This window comes from Streptomyces massasporeus (genome assembly GCF_014648995.1).
GTDB classification, from domain to species: domain Bacteria; phylum Actinomycetota; class Actinomycetes; order Streptomycetales; family Streptomycetaceae; genus Streptomyces; species Streptomyces massasporeus.
Genome location: NZ_BMSE01000024.1, coordinates 114,173 through 131,864, shown reverse-complemented (window position 1 = coordinate 131,864; position 17,692 = coordinate 114,173). Strand labels below are relative to the sequence as shown.

Here is a 17,692-nt window from a genome sequence, read left to right as displayed (position 1 = left end):
ATCAGCAGGCAGAGAGCCTGACTGGCCCTTCATGGGCGGCATCGACATGATGCTCACCCTCGTCTACGCGCTGCTCGCCCTCGCGGTGCTCATCGCGCTCCTCGGCATCGCCAACACGCTGACCCTGGCGATCCACGAACGCACCCGCGAACTGGGCCTGCTCAGGGCCGTCGGCCAGACCCGTGCCCAACTGCGGGCCATGGTCCGCTGGGAGTCGGTCCTGGTCGCCGCGTTCGGCACGGCCGGCGGGCTCGCCCTCGGCGCCTTCCTCGGCTGGGTCCTCGTCAGGGCCTCGGACGGCGCGAGCGACAGTGCCTTCGCCTTCGCGATGCCACCCGCCCAACTGGCCGTCGTGGCCCTCGTGGGACTCGCCGCCGGCGCCCTCGCGGGGCTGCGCCCGGCCCGGCGCGCGGCACGCCTGGACGTGCTGCGGGCCGTCGCCGCGGAGTGACGCACGCCCCGGGCGCACACCCTGCGATGTGCGCCCCCGGTGCCCCCGAGGGGACGGTGGTCACCGCCCGGTCAACCGGCAACGGCGGACCGGGCGGGAGCATGGTCGGGCCGGAGCCCGTCAGTGGAAGCGCCGACCTCGGCGAACCGGCGTGCCGGCTTCTCCTGGACCGTGCGCCGCGAGCGGAGCGACGGCGACGTCACCACGGGGGCGGACGTCGGCAGGGTGAACCACACGACCTTGCCGGACTCGCCGTCCGGCCGGACGCCCCAGCTCTCGCTCATGGCGGCCACCATCGCGAGCCCACGCCCGCACGTCGCCAGCGGCTCGGCCTCGTCGATCACGGGCATCCGCGGATCCCCGTCGCGCACCGAGACCGTGAGCCGGTCGAGCAGCAGCTCCATCTCCACGGTGCACGTCTTGTCCGGCTGGGCATGCCGGTGGACGTTGGACAACAGCTCCGTCACGCCGAGCGAGGCCCGGTCGATCAGGGGGTCGAGATGCCAGTAGCGCAACTGCGCAGATACGATTCTGCGGACCTGGCCGATCCGCGACGGCAGGGCTTGGAGCTCCACCGTGCAGTGCCTGCTTGGGTAGCTGATCACGGCTGCGACTCCCCGACGTGAGGTCCGGAAGAACACGGGATTCGGATCCAGCAGGGCGCCTGCGTGACACTGCCGCCTGCTGTCGTGGCCGGCGGGCTGGTTCGCAGCGTTATCGCCGGTAAACCCAGAGTGACGTGAGACCAGAGTGACGCAGGGGTTGAGGTACCGCAACTCGCGGACATCTCAGTCGCCACGCCCCGACGCCCGGCGCACGGCTTCGATGAAGCGCCGCGCGGCCGGCGGGCCGGGCTCTCCCGGGGCGGGGTCGTGGTCGCCCAGGGTGAGCAGGTACCGCTTGCCGTTGAGATCCGCCGTGGCCCGGTCATCGGGGCCGAACCAGGGCTTGGAGGCGCGCACGGCCTGCACCGGCGCGCTGTCGATCTCACTGCCGTAGCTGGTCAGCAGCTCGAGCCGGCCGTCACTGATCCGGACCTGGCCGGCCCGGGTGAGCGACCGCAGCCGCTTCCCGATCCGCACGCCCGTGGCCCTGAACTCCGGCTCTCCCATGCCACCCACCCCCTAGTGCGCGTCGGCGTACCGGTCCACTGCGCGCGGTGCCCGGTACGGGCTCGTGTCCTGATCCAGTGTGCCCCGTCCGGACGCATGGTCCCCTCCGGATGGTGCGCCCGCCCGGTCCGCACCCCGGCCCGGTCGTGCGGTGTGCCCTCCGGCTCACGCCCCAAGGGGCGTTGCCGTGCCCGGAAGCCTGCTCCGGGAGGCGGTCGTGCCCTGCGCTGACCCCGTCCGGGGCCTTGGTCCCGCCGTGCAGTCTGCCCCCGCCCGGCGCCGAGCACCAGTGCCCGCGAGCCCCCTGCCTGGGGGCGCCCGCAGCACACTCGCGAACGCGCCCCCGGGACCGCGCGCCCCCTTGCCCCGGGTCCTGCCCCTGGGGGCGCTTTGGGGGGCTCAAAGATGCGTTTATGCAGGTGAGAAGCGTGCGCCGGGTGTCTATGATCGGAGGTGTCGGCCGCGTGACGCGTCGTCGGCGCGCAGCGTTAGGAGCCCCCGTGAGCACTCCCCAGCAGACCCGGACCGGCGAGACCCTCGACGTCGACCACAGCGATGTCACCTACCGGGCCTGGCTCAAAGAAGCCGTCCGCAGAGTCCAGGCGGACGCCAACCGCTCGGCCGACACCCACCTGCTGCAGTTCCCCCTGCCGGAGCGCTGGGGCATCGACCTCTATCTGAAGGACGAGTCGACCCACCCCACCGGCAGCCTCAAACACCGCCTCGCCCGCTCCCTCTTCCTCTACGGCCTCTGCAATGGCTGGATCCGGCCGGACCGGCCCGTCATCGAGGCCTCCAGCGGCTCGACGGCCGTCTCCGAGGCGTACTTCGCGAAGCTGATCGGCGTGCCCTTCATCGCCGTCATGCCGCGCACGACGAGCGCCGAGAAGATCCGCCTCATCGAGTTCCACTCCGGCCGCTGTCACTTCGTGGACGACCCGCGCACGATGTACGAGGAGTCCGCCCGCCTCGCGGCCGAGACCGGCGGCCACTACATGGACCAGTTCACCTACGCCGAACGGGCCACGGACTGGCGCGGGAACAACAACATCGCCGAGTCCATCTTCCGCCAGCTGTGCCTGGAGCGGTTCCCCGAGCCGGCGTGGATCGTCGCCACGGCGGGCACCGGCGGCACCTCCGCGACCCTCGCGCGCTACGTCCACTACATGCAGTACGACACCCGCGTCTGTGTGGCCGATCCCGAGAACTCGTGCTTCTTCGAGGGCTGGACCACCGGCGATCCGGACGTCACCTGCGACTGCGGCTCCCGCATCGAGGGCATCGGCCGGCCCCGCATGGAACCGAGCTTCGTACCCGGCGCGATCGACCGGATGATGAAAGTGCCCGACGCGGCCAGCGTCGCCGCCGTACGGGCCCTGGAGCGCGCCATCGGCCGCAAGGCCGGCGGATCGACCGGCACCGGGCTGTGGAGCGCGCTGAAGATCGTCGCCGAGATGGTGTCCGAGGGCCGGCAGGGCAGCGTCGTGACCCTGCTGTGCGACCCGGGGGACCGGTATCTCGACAAGTACTACTCGGACGCCTGGCTGGCCACGCAGGGGCTCGACACCAGGCCGTACACGGCCGCGATCGACTCGCTTCTGGAGACGGGCGTCTGGCCCGACTGAGGCGTCGGTCCGGCTGAGGCGCCGACCGTGCCGGACCGGTTGACCGAAGCCGGCCCCTCAGGCCGCCAGCCGCCGTTCCAGCGCCCGCACGGCGTCCCGGAACGCGCGCGCCTGGCCTCCGCGCGCCACCTTCAGGGCCAGCCGGTACGGGGCCGTACCGTCGGTGGCGAACGTCCACCGCAGCCGGGTGCCGGTGCCGGCCGGTGCGAGCCGCCACTCCTCGGCTATCGCCCGCACACCGGGCAGGTTGGTGACGTCGACGCGGTAGGCGTACACCTCGGGTGCCGTGGCCGCGACGATCGACTCACGGAACCGGACGCCACCGGTGAGCGTGATGTCGCGCCCGACACCGCCGTCGACCGGGCGGGCTGCCGTCACCTGCGGGAACCACGCGGCCCAGCCGGGCACGTCCTCGAGCGCGCCGTAGACCGCCTCCACCGGAGCGGCCAGCTCCCGTACGAAGACGTGCCGGACGGGTGCGGCCTCGACGAAGTCGAGCCCCACCGGGCGCAGTCGACGAGCCATGGACGCAGCCCTCCTGGACGGGAGCGGGTGGTGCCGGAAGCGTCACCCTAGCTGGCGCCCCGTCAGATGTCTGCGTCGTCCTCGGGTTCCCCGGCCACCACCAGCCGCCGCAGATGCTCCGTGACCACGCCGCGAGCCTCGTCCGGCAGGCCGGCGTCCGTCACGAGCGTGTCGATCCGCTCCAGCGAGGCGAACGAACTCAGGCCCACCTTGCCCCACTTGGTGTGGTCGGCGACCACGACCACGCGGCGGGCCGACTGTACGAGCCGCCGGTTCGTCTCGGCCTCCGCGAGGTTCGGCGTCGACAGGCCGGCCTCGACCGATATGCCGTGCACCCCGAGGAACAACAGGTCGAAGTGGAGCGCCGCGATCGCCTGGTCGGCCACCGGCCCCACCAGCGAGTCGGAGGGCGTGCGCACCCCGCCCGTCAGCACGACCGTGGCCGCGCCCTGCCGCGGGCCCGAGGTGCGCTGCGCCGCGTGGAACACGTCGGCGACCCGCACCGAGTTGGTGACCACCGTGAGGTCCGGGACGTCCAGCAGCTGGTGCGCGAGCGCAAAGGTCGTCGTACCGCCCGACAGGGCGATCGCCGCGCCGGGCGCGACCAGCTTGGCCGCGGCGCGCGCGATGTCCTCCTTGGCGGTCAGCTCCAGGCCGGACTTGGCCTCGAAGCCGGGTTCGTGCGTACTCGCCTCGACCACCGGGACCGCGCCGCCGTGCACCTTCTCCAGCACGCCCTGGCGGGCGAGCGCGTCGAGGTCGCGGCGGACGGTCATGTCCGACACGCCGAGCTTGCGGGTCAGCTCGTTGACCCGGACACCGCCCCGGCGGCGGACCTCGTCGAGGATCAGGGATCGCCGCTGCTCCGCGAGGAGGTTCTGATTCTCGCTCACGTACGCTCCGGTCCTTTCGCCTCAATGCCGTCCGACACACCCTGCACCGGCTCCGACCAGGACATTCTTCCTGGCTCCGGTGCGAGGACGTCCCATCCTCGCATGTCGCGGAGCGGAGAGCGTCACCGCGCCCACTCGTTGCGCACCTGCCACAGTCGGCTCGTCTCCGCGCTCCGCTCCATCACGGATCGGGGAGATTCCGTGACAGGAGGTGTGGGGCGCCGCGGAAGTGGAGATCCTTGTGCCCGCACGGACGGAGCAGACGGCGTGTCACGGGGGAAGTGCGAATCAGTGGAACGTGCGCAGGAACAGGCCTCGACCGCCGGACCGGACGGTCCCGCAGCGCGGCCCGGTGAGCCCGGGACCGCCCTGGAACTCCTGGTCCACGGCGTGGGCGGCACCACGCCGCAGGAGATGCTGAACGACCCGCGGACGGTGCGGATCACCGGCGACCACACCGCGGCGGTCTTCCGGCGCGCCGACGACGTCGACGCCGAGCACAGCCCGGACGACCGCCGCCGCGACGGACCGGTGCCCGAGGCCTACGTCTGGTGCAACCTCACCTCCGGCAACGGCACCCGCGCCCTGTGGCTGCTGCTCCTGCCGTTCATGGTCGTCAACCTCGCCCACTGGATGCGCCCCACCGCCCACGGCCGCCGCCGCACCGTGCGCCTGTACGGCCTCCTGGTGCGGCTCGCCGGGCTCACGCTGACGGTGCTGCTCGTCGCCGCGGCCTGCGAGGTCGCGCTCGACCTGGCGGCCTGGCAGTGCGCGGGCACCGCGGCGTGCGCGGACCGCCACTCCTGGCTGGGCTTCCTCTCACCCACCGTCTCGGACGGCGGCTGGTGGAGCGCCCCCGGCCGCAGGCTCGCCCTCGCCGCCGTCGTGCCCACCGCCCTGACCGTCCTGCTCTGGTACTTGTCCCGGCGCACGTGGAGCGACTACGAGTCCCAGCAGCCCATCGAGCGTGCCCCCGAGCCCGAGGGGGAGGGCGGCCCGACCGCACTCGGCCGGCCCGGCTTCTGGTACGGGCGCCGACTGGTGGCCCGGCTGCGTGCCGCACACACCGCCGCGGGCCTGATCACGGTCGCCGCCGCGGTCGGCAGCGCCGCCGCCCGCCACGACCGACGCCCCGGCGGCTCGGCCGTACTCGACACACTGGGGCTGATGCTCGAAGCGGCTCTCGCCGTCTGCGCCGTCGCCGTGGTGGGGGTGGTCTGCCGCCGCGGCCGCAGCGAGAAACGCCTGGACCGCACGCTCGACGAGCGTTTCGTACGGCGCCTGCCGCTGGCCGCACTCGTCCTGCTCGTCCTCGCCGTGCTGTACGCAGGGTGGGAGCGCCCGGGGTGGACGTCGGAAGGCCGGCTGCCCGGTGACACGACCTTCGGCGGGATCGCCCTGGTGCAGGGCCTGCTGGTGATCGTCCTCGGCGTCGTGGCGTACGCCCTGCACCGCACCGACCCCGACCGGCGGGCGGTGCTGCGGGGCCTGGGCGGACCCGCCGTGGCGATGCTGGCCTGCGCCCTGGGCGGAGTGATGTCCGGTGGTGTGTCCCAGCGCGTGTCCGACTGGCTGGACGGCACCGGGGCGTCGATCGACGGCCCGCCGGTGCTGCTGACCTGGCAGGCGTCCGTGATACCGCCGCTGCTCGTCGTACTGCTCGGACTCTTCGGCTGGCTGGCCCACCGCGCCTGGCAGCTCGCCCGCGCCGAGCGCGTCGCGGTGGCACTCGACTACCCGGACGAGGCCCAGGACCGCGCCCGCACCCGGCGTATCGCCTACACCCGCGCGATGGCCTCCCTCACCGACCGGGGACCCCGCGTCGTCGCCGTCACCTCCGGCGTCACCCTGCTGCTCGGCGCCGGAGCCCTCGTGGGCGCCCTCGCCACCGACGAGACCCCGGGCGAGGCCGCGCAGGGCACCTACCCCGTCGTCCACGGCGCCGCCGAGACCGCACAGGCCCTCGGCTCCTGGATGATCGGCCTCGGCTTCATACTCTTCGTCACCTGGGGCCGACGCGCCTACAAGGACGCCGCCGCCCGCCGCACCATCGGCATCCTGTGGGACGTCGGCACCTTCTGGCCCCGCGCCTCCCACCCCTTCGCCCCGCCCTGCTACGCCGAGCGCGCGGTGCCCGACCTGACCTGGCGGATGGCGACCTGGACGCGCGCCACCGGCGGACGGCTGGTCATCTCCGGGCACTCGCAGGGCAGCGTGCTCGCCGCCGCCGCGGCCTGGCAACTCGCCCCGTCCGCCCGCAAACGGGTCGCGCTGCTGACCTACGGTTCCCCACTGGAACGCCTCTACGGCCGCTGGTTCCCGGCACACTTCGGACCCGCCGCGCTCGGCTCCCTGCACCGGGACGTCGACTGCTGGCGCAACCTCTACCGGCTCACCGACCCCATCGGCGGCCCGATGCGCCTGCCCGGCGCACACGTCGACCACGCCCCCCTGATGGACCCCCTCGCCTACGGCCGCACCGCGCTCCTGCCGCTGCCCGCCCCGATCCTCGGCCACTCCGACTACCAGGCCGACCCGGTCTTCGCCGAGGAACGCCGCAAGCTGCTGGCCCGACTGCGGCCGACGGCCCAGGAGGGACCGGATGTCCCCGAACGGGAGGCTCGGGAGGGACTGGATGTCCCCGAGGGGGAGGCTCCGGCGGGGCCGGAGGCGCCGGACGTGCCCTCGCCGCGGCACGAGCCCGAGCCGCCCGCCGCATAGGCGGGCGCCTCCTCAGAGCACCTCGGGGAGGTCCTCGGTGAAGAGCAGCGTCAAGTCGTCCGTGCTCGGCTCCGGAAGCTGGGCGACCCGGCTCGCGTGCCGCTCGACCATGGCCTCGAAGGTCTGCCGTGCGGTACGGCCGTTGCCGAACGCCGGGCCCTTGGGGAGCACCGTGAAGTACTTCCGCAGGCCGTCCGCCGCTCCCGGTGCCAGCCGGTACTCGTGCTCCTCGGCCTGCTGCTCCACGATCCGCAGCAGGTCCTCGGGGCCGTAGTCGCTGAAGGTGATGGTCCGCGAGAAGCGGGACGCCACACCCGGGTTGACGGACAGGAAGCGCTCCATCTCGGCCGTGTAGCCCGCGACGATCACCACGACGGCGTCCCGGTGATCCTCCATCAGCTTCACCAGCGTGTCGATGGCCTCCTTGCCGAAGTCGCGGCCCGCGTCCTCCGGGGACAGCGCGTATGCCTCGTCGATGAACAGCACACCGCCGCGCGCCTTCTCGAAGGCCTCCTGGGTGCGGATCGCCGTAGAGCCGATGTGCTCACCGACCAGGTCGACCCGGGACACCTCCACCAGGTGGCCCTTCTCCAGCACGCCGAGGGAGGCGAGGATCTCGCCGTAGAGCCGCGCGACCGTGGTCTTGCCGGTGCCGGGGGAGCCGGTGAAGACCAGGTGCCGCTTGACCGAGGCCGCCTTCAGGCCGGCCTGCTGCCGGCGCCGGCCGACCTCGATCATGTCGGTGAGGGCGCGCACCTCGCGCTTGACGCTCTCCAGGCCCACCAGCGCGTCGAGTTCGCCGAGGACGTCCTTGGAGGAGCGGGCCGGCTGCTCGGGCTCGGGGGCCGGTGCCGAGGGCTCCGGTTCTGTGCGGGGCAGCGGGACTCCGCCCAGCAGACCGGGGGAGTGGTTCACCGTCTGCACGGCCGGCTCGCGCGCGGCGGGCGCGCGCAGCCCCGCGCTCTCGTCGCTCGTGCAGTCCTCCACGAGCGGGCTCGCTCCGGAGGCCGCGTCCGCGCCGCTGTCCGCGAACTCGTAGCCCCCGCGCGCGCAGCGCTCCGTGCGGCACTTCCGCAGCGTCGTACGGCTGCCGTCGATCACATGGAAGCCGTAGCCGCCGCTGCCCGTGACCCGGCAGTTCAGGAAGCTGCCCCGGCCGCCGGCCGAGACGTAGACACCGGCCTCGGCGGGGGAGTCGATCGTGCAGCGCTCCACGGTGGGGTCGGCGCCCTTGGTGACGATCACGCCGGTCTGGGTGCCGTCCACCGTGCAGTTGTTCAGAGTGCCGCCGCTGCCGTGGTCGCGGAACCAGGCGCCCGTCGCCGCGTCCCGGATCCGGCAGTCGTCGAGCTGCGCGGTCGCGCCGTCGCTCACCGACACGGCCGTGTTGCGCACCTGCGACAGGTCGGTGTCGACGACGTCGGCGCGCGAGCCGCGGTCGAGCACGAACAGCGCGTCCGGCACGTCGTGCACCCGGCACGAGTCCAGGACGGCGGTGGCGCCGTCGCTGACCCACACCGCCGGGTAGTCGCCCGTGCTGTCGAAGATCTCGCACTGGTTGGCGTCGACGCGGGTCCCCGGGTCCCACACCGACAGGCCGTTGCGCCCGAACTGCCGCACGGTGGTGCGCGTGAGCGTCAGGACGGAACGGGAGCGCAGGTCGACCGCGTTCTCCGGGATGTCGTGGATCCGGCAGTCGGCGAGCGTCAGCACGGCGTCCGTGTCGAGCGTGACGCCGTCGGCCGTCGTGCGGTGCACGTCGCAGTCGGTGAGGTGGGCGGTGGCCCGGCCGGTGATCTGCACACCGCTGCCCCGGACTTCGTAGATCTCGCAGCCCACCGCCTCCAGCGCGGAGTTCTCCCCGGTCGCCGACAGGCCCGAGCCCGAGGTGTGGTGCACCCGGCAGCGCTCCAGGCGGGGATGGGCACCGCCGCGCACGGCGACGCCCGCCTGGCCGGCCGCGACGACCTCGCACTCCTCGAACACGCCGCCCGCGCCGTCGAGTACGGCGATGCCGATGCCCGCCGGGTTGTCGACCGCGCAGCGCCGCACCGTGGGCCGGGCGCTGCCGCGGACCTCGATGCCGGCCGCCGACCGCGTCACGACCCGCACGTCCCGCAGCTCCGGGGTGCCCTCCTCCACCAGCACGGCGGGGGCGGCCGCGTCCTGGCCCTCCACGTGCAGGTCCTGCACCACCGCCGAGGCGCGCACGGTCAGCGGCACACCGTCCACGGGCGCGATGCGCACCGAGCCGGGGGAGCCCTCGGGACCGCGCAGGGTCACCGCGCGCTGCAGGACGAGGTTCTCCCGGTAGGTGCCGGGCGCGACGGTGAGGACGTCCCCGTCGGCCGCGGCCTCCAGGGCGGCGGCGAGCGATGCGTACTCACCCGTGCGGCGCCGCCACCGCGACGTGCCGGTGTGCGTCACCTGGACCGTGCCCTGTGCCATGGTGTAGCTGTGCCCCCACCTCGGTCGTACTGATGGCTCGTCCGCCGTCGGGGCGCTCCACTCCGGGGTCGCGACCGCGGCCGAGCCCGCCCTTCCGGGCCTGGGCGCGCACGCGGCATCGACACCGGCGCGTCCCTGAGGCTCGCTCGCGCGCGGGTTGTGCCGAACGGTTCGGCCGGACCACCGTAGCGTGCGCGCGCGTGGTGGGTTGACCAGAGCCGGAAGGCGGTCAGCTGCCGGTGCCCGTCCTGCCCCAGTCCGGGCCCGCCTTGTCCCATGCCTGGTCCCAACGGGCGTACCGGCGGCGGACCATGCGCCAGACGATCAGCCGTCTGCCGCCCTCTATGAGACCGCCCGTCGCCAGGGCGGCGCCGAAGCCGGCGAGGACCGCGTGCGTCGAGGCCGTCGCGGAGTCGAGCGGGCGGGCCACCATCCGGCCGTGCCGGTCGGTCCAGATCCGGAACGTGTCGCCCTGCTGCGGGTCCTTGAGGCTCGCCAGCACCGGGCCCTGGTGCGGGGTGCCGTCCGGCGCGGTCCAGTCGGCGAGGACGCGGTTGCGCAGATCCCTGCCCGACGAGGTCTCGGGGTCGGAGTCCAGGGGGGAGCGGTCCAGCTTGCGGACCACCGTGGCCGTGACAAGATGCCGCGCCTCGTGCTGTGACCGGACGGAACGCTGCAGCGCGTCCTGAGCCGTGTCCCCGACGAGCGAGCCGACCACCGGGGCGGCCAGCAGGATCAGCAGCAGGGCGGCCAGTGCCACCCAGGCTTCGGCCAGGTCGGTCGCGCGGCACAGCGGATTGCGCCGCCAGCGCCAGAGCCCCCTGATCGCTCGCACCGCCTGCACCCCCTTCCCGCTCCGTGATACTCCCCGGCGGAGCCGTCCACGCACGGACCCGGCGAAGAGAGAGCCACATCACCTCTCCCCGGGGCCTCTCACGAATTTCTCACACAAGCCCAACGCCCGGGCTCGTGGCACGGTTCCCGCCCCGCTCGCAGAGCTATTCGACGATCCTGACCGGGTCCCCGACCCGGATCGTGCCGCGGGACAGCGGCACCAGGTTCTGCCCGAAGACCAGCTTGCCGTCGAGGCGGCGGTGCCGTCCGAGGCTGTACAGGGGCTCGCGGCCGCGCTCGCCGGTGTCCTGGTCGGTGGTGGTCACCACGCACCGGCCGCAGGTCTTGGCCACGCGGAAGGGCACGTCGCCGATGGTGAGGCGCGACCAGTCGTCCTCGGCCCAGGCGGGGGTGCCCGACACGACCACGTTGGGCCGGAAGCGGTTCATGGGCAGTGGGCCCTCACCGGCGTACTCGCCCTGCGCGATCAGGGAGTTGAGGGCGTCGAGCGAGGCCGTCGTGGTGAGCAGCAGCGGAAAGCCGTCGGCGAAGGAGACGGTCTCACCGGGCCGCGCGTACTCCGCGGCGACGGGCCGGCGCGTGGCCGGATCGTCCATGTACGCCAGTCGCACGGCGGTGCCGAGGCAGGAGCTGAACCAGGCGTGCGCGGCCTCGTCCTCGGCCTCGACCGCCTCGACCTTGTCGCGGAAGATCTCCACCGGCACGGTGACGGACGGCCGGGGGACGGGCACCGTCAGCGGTGGCATGCCGGGCGCCGACAGACGCACGGCGCCACCGGGCCGAGGTTCGGCGGCGACGAGTGCGAGGCGCGGCAGCAGACGTTGCGTGACGACCTTTCCCCCGTCGTCGATCAGCACCCAGCGCCGGTCTCCGGCCAGCCCCCAGGGCTCCACGGCGGCCTCCCGGGGCGCGATGCCCCGGACCGCCTTGACCGGATGAACGTGGATCGAGTGCAGGTGAGCGTTCCCCATGGGGCCATCGTGCCAGCCGGCACCGACAGCCCCCGGAGGTCGGCTCAGTACCCGCGGTACTGCTGGTTGTTGTACGGGTCCTGATAGGGAGCCGGGGCCGGCCGGGGAGCGGCGGGTCGCATCGCCTCGTAGCCCGCGGGGGCCGCCGGACGCGGCTGCTGCGGACCGGGGTAGCCGCGCGGAGCGGTGGCCTGCTGCGGGATGTACGCCGCGGGCGCCTGTTGCAGCGGTGCGGGCTGCTGCGCCTGCGGATAGCCGTAGGCGGGCTGGGAGGGCGCTGCCGGAAGGGCGGGCAGCGCCGAGGGAAGCGCGGGCAGGTGGCTGCCCGGCATGTCGTACTGAGCGGGGACCCGGATCGGGGCGATCTGCGGGGTGCCCCGCTCGGCGACGAGCCTGTCGTAGATCGGGGTGTCCGGGAAGGAGGCGGAGTAGTAGCCGCCGCCATAGGTGGAGCGGGGGGAGGTCATGGCACATAAGTTAAGCCCACGATGTGCTGGTTGGGGAGACCGATAAGAGGGTTGTTTTGCGTGTCCGCAGTGACCCGGGATCCCCAATGCGAGCGAACTCGGCAAAAAGGGGCGCCGAACGAGGCTCTGATCGTGTAAAGGCCGAGTTCCGGACGGGTTACCAGCGGTTGGCCGCGGTCTTCCGCGCGGTCGCGCATGGGACTTCGTAGCTGCAACGAATAAGTTGTGCGCACGGAACTCGATGAACCGCCGGGACGGGCCTGGCGCGGTGACTCGCAATGGGGGCGGACATGCAAATGCTGAAAGGTTCAAACACTCCGGTGCCCACCGCGGCGCTGCGGGTGGAATTGGGATGGCGAACCGGACCCGGAGTGCCCGACGCCGACGCCTCCGCCTTGCTGTTGGTGAGCGGCAAGGTCCGCTCCGACGCGGACTTCGTCTTCTACAACCAGCCCGCGCACTCCTCCGGTGCCGTCCGGCACGAGGGCAAGCGCGACGCCGGCGGCCGGGTGACCGACACACTCCTCGTCGACCTCGCGCGCGTGGAGCCCGAGATCGAGACGCTGGTCCTCGCCGCCTCCTCCGACGGCGGCGCGTTCGGACAGGTCCCCGACCTGTACATCGAAGTCCAGGATGCGGCCCAGGGCGCGCCGGTGGCACGTTTCGACAACCCGGGCGCCACCACTGAAACCGCTTTCGTGCTGGGCGAGTTCTACCGCCGCCAGGGCGCCTGGAAGTTCCGCGCCGTCGGTCAGGGCTACAGCAGCGGACTCGAGGGGCTGGCCACGGATTACGGCATCACGGTGGACGAGCCCCAGCAAGCGGCACCGGCACCGGCACCGGTCGCGGCTCCGGCGCCTCCCGCCGCCCCGCAGCCCGCCGCGTACACGCCCCCGCCGATGCCCCGGTCCGCGCCGCCGCCCCCGCCCGCCGCACCGCCCGCGCCCGTCCGCCTCACCAAGGTGACGCTCACCAAGGCGTCCCCCTCCGTCTCCCTCACCAAGCAGGGCGGCACCTCCGGTGCCCTGCACGTGAACCTCAACTGGGAGGTGCGCAAGCAGTTCTCGGGGTGGAGCAGCAAGTTCGGGCGCCCGACGGCGATGCACTCCGACCTCGACCTCGACCTGTGCGCGCTGTACGAACTCAACGACGGCAGCAAGGGTGTCGTCCAGGCCCTCGGCAACAGCTTCGGAGCGCTGCACCAGCCTCCGTACATCCACCTCGACGGCGACGACCGCACCGGAGCCCTGTCGACGGGTGAGAACCTCACCGTCAACCTCGACCACAAGAACGCCTTCAGGCGCATCCTCGTCTTTGTCACCATCTATGAGGGCGCCCGCTCGTTCGCCGACCTGCACGCCTCGGTCACGCTCCGGCCGCAGCACGGCGCGCCCATCGAGTTCTCCCTCGACGAGTGCACGGTCCCCTCCCTCGTGTGCGCGCTCGCCCTGATCACCAACACCGGCGGCGACCTGATCGTCCAGAGGGAGGCCCGCTACCTGGTGCCCGACCGCGGGGTGAGCCCGCAGCGGACCGTCGACCACGCCTACGGGTGGGGCATGAACTGGACCCCCGGCAGGAAGTGACTCCCCACGTCGGCCGTCAGCCCTCGTCGGGCACGGCGTCCGGGCGCGCGTAGGTGCGGCCCTTCCAAGCCGCACCCCGCCCCCGGTAGTGCTGCACCGCGGAATCCACCGCCATGAGGAGATAGAGGAACGCGGTGAACGGCAGCAGGGGGGCGAGCCACAGCGGCTGCCGGTAGTAGCGGAGCATCGGGAGGTAGGTCCCCGCCATGACCAGCCACGCGAGACCCCCGAGCGCCGCCGCGGGCGCACGGCCGGTGGCGAGGCCCGCCAGGACCGCCACCGGCGGGACCAGATACACCAGCGCCAGCCCGGCGACCGTACCGGCCAGCAGCGCGACGTTGTGCCGCAGCTGGGCGTACGCACTGCGCGACACCATGCGCCACAGGTGGTGCAGCCGCGGATACGGCCGCACGCTGTCCACCCGCTCGGCGAGACCCAGCCAGACGCGGCCGCCGCCGTGCTTGACGGCCCGGGCGAGCGCCACGTCGTCGATCACGGCGTGCCGGATCGCGTCCGGGATCCGCGCCCGCTCGGCGGTCTCCGCCCGCAGCAGGACACAGCCCCCGGCCGCTGCCGCCGTCCGCCCCGGCCCGGCGATCCGGCGGAAGGGGTAGAGCTGGGCGAAGAAGTAGACGAACGCCGGCACGACGAGCCGTTCCCAGACGCTCTCCACCCGCAGCCGGGCCATCTGGGAGACGACGTCGAATCCGCTCGAGCGGGCCGCCGCCACCAGCTCGCGCAGACTGTCCGGCGCGTGCGCGATGTCGGCGTCCGTGAGGAGGAGGTACTCGGGCTCACGCGCGCGTGCCAGTGCGATGCCGTGCCGCACGGCCCACAGCTTGCCGGTCCAGCCGGCCGGGGGCTCGCCCGGCGAACCCACGGTCAGCGGCAGCCCGCCGTGCCGGCGCGCCAGCTCACGCGCCAGATCACCGGTGCCGTCCGAACTGCCGTCGTCGACGAGGAAGACCTCCGCCCGCCCCGGATAGTCCTGCGCGAGCAGCGACGGCAGCGCGGCGGGCAGCACGGCCGCCTCGTCACGGGCGGGGACGACGACGCACACGGACGGCCACGCCTCAGGCTCCGTGCGCGGAGGCAGCCGCACATCGGTGCGCCAGAAGAAGCCCTGACAGAGCAGCAGCCACAACCAGGCGAGCAGTGATCCAGCGGCAGTCCACACAACGGCGCTCACGCGCGCAGTCTGCACCACCCGGACTGCCCGGAACGGCTCATCGTCTATCGTGATCGGGTGAAGATCGCGCTCATGGACTCCGGAATCGGTCTGCTGGCGGCCACCGCCGCGGTTCGGCGGCTGCGCCCCGACGCCGATCTCGTGCTCTCCCTGGACCCCGACGGCATGCCCTGGGGGCCGCGTACCTCGCAGGACCTCACCGAGCGCGCTCTGGCCGTCGCCGAGGCCGCCGCCGCGCGCCGCCCCGAGGCCCTGATCGTCGGCTGCAACACCGCGACCGTGCACGCCCTCACCGCGCTGCGCGCCCGCCTCGAACCGGACATCCCGGTCATCGGCACGGTTCCCGCGATCAAGCCGGCCGCGGCCGGCGGCGGGCACCTCGCCATCTGGGCCACCCCCGCCACCACCGGCAGCCCCTATCAGCAGGGCCTGATCCGGGACTTCGCCGGCGGCGTGCCCGTCACCGAGGTGCCGTGCTGGGGTCTCGCCGAGGCCGTGGAGCACGCGGACGAGGCGGCGATCGACGCGGCGGTGTCCGCGGCCGCCGCCCTCACCCCGGACGACGTGACCACCGTCGTCCTCGGCTGCACTCACTACGAACTGGTCGCCGAGCGCATCCGGACCGCCGTCCAGCGCCCCGGCCGCGCGCCCCTCGTGCTGCACGGCTCCGCGGGAGCCGTGGCCGCCCAGGCCCTGCGCCGGCTCGGCGAGCAGCCCGCGCCGGGAGCCACCCCGCACGGCACGCTCACCGTGCTGCTCAGCGGACGCGAGGGCACGCTGCCCGCCCCCGCCCTGGCGTACGCCGAAGGGCGTCTGCTGCAGGCGGTCACGCCCGCCCGCTGACCGCAACCCGTCACCGACGGTCACCCGCCGGCCGGATCGGCGTGACGCCCACCCGGCGCAGTCACGCTCCGCCACGGGGTACCCGCGGAGCGAATCCTGAGTACCCTCAAGGCATGAGGGACCACCGCCACGGCGAGAACGCCCCCCACCCGCACACGGACGTGTGGACCGGCCGTGCCACCAACCGGGTGCAGTGGCTGCTGGCGCTCGTGGGCGCCGCCTGCATGGCGCTCGGCATCGAGCTCGCCGTCGCCTCCGCGTGGACGTCCGGCATCGCCCCGCTGGTCATGGCCGTCGTCGGGTGCATCGCCGCCGGACTGCTGGTCCTCTTCGGAACGCTCGCGTTCGTGCACGTCGCACTGCGGGTCGACGAGGAGCACCTCGAGGTGCGCTGCGGCCACATCGGCGTTCCCCGCCGCCGTATCCCGCTCTCCAGCGTGGTCGGCGCCACGTACATCTCGCATGTCACCCCCCGCCACTGGGGTGGCTGGGGCTACCGCTGGCGGCCCGAGAAGGGCACCGCGGTGGTGGTGCGACGCGGTGAAGGTGTCGAGCTGGAGCTGTGGGACGGGCACACCTTCACGATCACCGTGGACGACGCGGAGGCGGCCGTACGGGTGATCGAGGCGCGGCTGCGGCCCACCAAGCCGGGTGCTCCCGCGCACTGAATCACCGGCTGTTCGTCACCTACTGTGATCGACGGCAGTGATCACTGTATGTGATCATCGGCCGTCCTGTGGCCGCGTTCGAGTACCGGGCATCCGACCGGTCACCGCGCCGCAGTGCGCCCCGCTCCGCGTGCCCGCGTGTCCGGAGTGCGGCCCGCCGGTTCGTCGGCGAGGGGGCGTGCCGTGGCCATGCCCGCCAGCAGGCCCGCCCCCACCGACACCGCCGTGAAGCTCAGCGCGTTGCCGATCGCGGAGATGGCGGCGAGCGCGGTCAGGGCCGCGCCCGCGGTGAGTGCCACCGGGGTCGGGCGCGGGCCGCGCCACAGCGCGTACAGGACCCAGCCGAACGCCGCCGCCAGCAGGGCCACCCCGACGATCCCCTGTTCCGCCGCCTGTTGCAGGGGCGCCGAGTGCGGCTTGCCGTCGGACAGCAGCGACTGGGCGGACGTCGCACTCAGCTCCCCGAAGCGGCCCGGGCCCGCCCCGAGCGCGGTGTCGTCGCCGAGCAGACGCCACGCGTCGTGCCACAACTGCACGCGGTGCGGCGTCAGCCGCCCCTCCAGAGCCGCCACGAACCCGCCCGGTACGGCCCGCGCGGCGACCGCCCAGATCAGACCGGTCACCAGCGCGGCGACCGCGCCCAGTACGGCCATGGCGGCGCCGCGGTGACGGGTGCGGCCTGCGGCCAGCGAGCACACCAGCACAGCGAGACAGGTCACGAGGCCGCTGGTCGAGCCGAGCAGGGCCGCCAGCACCGCGACCCCCGCGGCCAGCAGGCGCAGGGCGAGGCGAACGGCCGGAACCGGCGCGGCCCAGGCCGCACAGCACGCGGCCCCGGCCGACAACGTCAGTACGGCCGCGGTGGCCCCGGCATGCCCGAGGGGCGCGGCGATCTGCGGGCCCGGAGCCAGGTGCGGAACGGCCACGGTCAGCGCGATGCCCGCCAGCGCCCCGGCGAAGGGCGCGCCGACCGGCAGCAGCGCCCCGCCGATCCGCCCGGCGGCGTACCCGGCTGCCACCGCCAGCACCGCGAGGAGGACCCCCTCCGGCCTGCCGTCGTGCAGGGCCGCCGTGATCAGGGACCATGCGGCGCAAGCGCCCAGCACCACGACCCCCGCCGCGTCAGAAACGATTCGTCTTTCGCCGTCCGCGTCCGATCCGGACGCGGACGTCATCCCACTGGAACCCACCCCGCCCGCCCCCCGGCGCACCCAAAGCCCCCGACCTGTGAAGACCCCGGCCGCACCGGCCGCCACGGGCCGTACGACTGAGGCTTGGCACACCGTAACGGCTTGTGGACGGTTTGAGGATGTGTCGTGACGAAATGAACAGGACGTC

General features: G+C 73.4%; 16 protein-coding genes. 6 read left to right on the top strand and 10 right to left on the bottom strand.

Annotation, left to right across the window (positions count from 1 at the left end; translation table 11 throughout):
- Positions 1–451 (top strand): ABC transporter permease (locus IE153_RS36160; protein WP_189593925.1); only part of this gene is annotated, 451 nt, incomplete at its 5' end.
- A gap of 71 nt (positions 452–522) precedes the next feature.
- Here the strand turns inward: IE153_RS36160 and IE153_RS36155 are convergent.
- Both IE153_RS36155 and IE153_RS36150 read right to left on the bottom strand, forming a co-directional pair.
- Entirely contained in the window at positions 523–1,056 is a 534-nt protein-coding gene (locus IE153_RS36155; RefSeq protein ID WP_179878758.1) for an ATP-binding protein, read from the bottom strand.
- Positions 1,057–1,239: 183 nt separating this feature from the next.
- On the bottom strand, positions 1,240–1,563 hold the full coding sequence (locus tag IE153_RS36150) for a hypothetical protein (RefSeq protein ID WP_031108642.1): 324 nt from the start codon (positions 1,561–1,563) through the stop codon (positions 1,240–1,242).
- Between the two features lie 500 nt (positions 1,564–2,063).
- Here IE153_RS36150 and cds1 point away from each other — a divergent pair, with 500 nt between their 5' ends.
- Positions 2,064–3,188, top strand: coding sequence for an L-cysteine desulfhydrase Cds1 (cds1, locus tag IE153_RS36145; RefSeq protein WP_189593924.1), 1,125 nt, complete (start codon positions 2,064–2,066; stop codon positions 3,186–3,188).
- Between the two features lie 57 nt (positions 3,189–3,245).
- Here the strand turns inward: cds1 and IE153_RS36140 are convergent, their stop codons facing one another.
- Positions 3,246–3,713 carry an SRPBCC family protein gene (locus IE153_RS36140; protein ID WP_189593923.1) on the bottom strand — a complete coding sequence of 156 codons (468 nt, stop codon included), beginning with the start codon at positions 3,711–3,713 and terminating at the stop codon, positions 3,246–3,248.
- Between the two features lie 62 nt (positions 3,714–3,775).
- Complete coding sequence (locus tag IE153_RS36135; RefSeq protein WP_031108646.1) at positions 3,776–4,606, bottom strand: DeoR/GlpR family DNA-binding transcription regulator; 831 nt, start codon at positions 4,604–4,606, stop codon at positions 3,776–3,778.
- A 291-nt stretch (positions 4,607–4,897) separates the two neighbouring features.
- Here IE153_RS36135 and IE153_RS36130 point away from each other — a divergent pair, with 291 nt between their 5' ends.
- Positions 4,898–7,327, top strand: a complete 2,430-nt coding sequence (locus tag IE153_RS36130; RefSeq protein ID WP_229829336.1) for a hypothetical protein — start codon at positions 4,898–4,900, stop codon at positions 7,325–7,327.
- A 12-nt stretch (positions 7,328–7,339) separates the two neighbouring features.
- Here the strand turns inward: IE153_RS36130 and IE153_RS36125 are convergent, their stop codons facing one another.
- The 4 genes from IE153_RS36125 to IE153_RS36110 form a co-directional block, all read right to left on the bottom strand.
- Positions 7,340–9,775: a right-handed parallel beta-helix repeat-containing protein gene (locus IE153_RS36125; protein WP_189593922.1), complete on the bottom strand. Its 2,436-nt coding sequence runs from the start codon at positions 9,773–9,775 to the stop codon at positions 7,340–7,342.
- A 229-nt stretch (positions 9,776–10,004) separates the two neighbouring features.
- Positions 10,005–10,610 (bottom strand): Rv1733c family protein, encoded by a 606-nt coding sequence (locus IE153_RS36120; RefSeq protein ID WP_189593921.1) that lies wholly within the window; start codon positions 10,608–10,610, stop codon positions 10,005–10,007.
- Between the two features lie 163 nt (positions 10,611–10,773).
- Positions 10,774–11,601, bottom strand: coding sequence for an MOSC domain-containing protein (locus IE153_RS36115; protein ID WP_189593920.1), 828 nt, complete (start codon positions 11,599–11,601; stop codon positions 10,774–10,776).
- A gap of 44 nt (positions 11,602–11,645) precedes the next feature.
- Positions 11,646–12,068 carry a DUF6643 family protein gene (locus IE153_RS36110; RefSeq protein WP_031111223.1) on the bottom strand — a complete coding sequence of 141 codons (423 nt, stop codon included), beginning with the start codon at positions 12,066–12,068 and terminating at the stop codon, positions 11,646–11,648.
- A gap of 296 nt (positions 12,069–12,364) precedes the next feature.
- On the opposite strand from IE153_RS36110, the gene IE153_RS36105 reads away from it, so the two are divergent.
- Complete coding sequence (locus IE153_RS36105) at positions 12,365–13,654, top strand: TerD family protein (protein ID WP_189593919.1); 1,290 nt, start codon at positions 12,365–12,367, stop codon at positions 13,652–13,654.
- 16 nt (positions 13,655–13,670) lie between these two features.
- Here IE153_RS36105 and IE153_RS36100 read toward each other — a convergent pair whose 3' ends face one another.
- Positions 13,671–14,861: a glycosyltransferase gene (locus IE153_RS36100; protein ID WP_189593918.1), complete on the bottom strand. Its 1,191-nt coding sequence runs from the start codon at positions 14,859–14,861 to the stop codon at positions 13,671–13,673.
- Positions 14,862–14,900: 39 nt separating this feature from the next.
- On the opposite strand from IE153_RS36100, the gene IE153_RS36095 reads away from it, so the two are divergent.
- Both IE153_RS36095 and IE153_RS36090 read left to right on the top strand, forming a co-directional pair.
- Positions 14,901–15,686: a glutamate racemase gene (locus IE153_RS36095; RefSeq protein ID WP_189593917.1), complete on the top strand. Its 786-nt coding sequence runs from the start codon at positions 14,901–14,903 to the stop codon at positions 15,684–15,686.
- Between the two features lie 113 nt (positions 15,687–15,799).
- Positions 15,800–16,354, top strand: a complete 555-nt coding sequence (locus IE153_RS36090) for a hypothetical protein (protein ID WP_189593916.1) — start codon at positions 15,800–15,802, stop codon at positions 16,352–16,354.
- Positions 16,355–16,455: 101 nt separating this feature from the next.
- Here IE153_RS36090 and IE153_RS36085 read toward each other — a convergent pair whose 3' ends face one another.
- The gene (locus IE153_RS36085) at positions 16,456–17,529 is read right to left on the bottom strand and encodes an O-antigen ligase family protein (RefSeq protein ID WP_189593915.1); all 1,074 of its coding nucleotides are present in this window, start codon (positions 17,527–17,529) and stop codon (positions 16,456–16,458) included.
- Between the last annotated feature and the right edge of the window lie 163 nt (positions 17,530–17,692).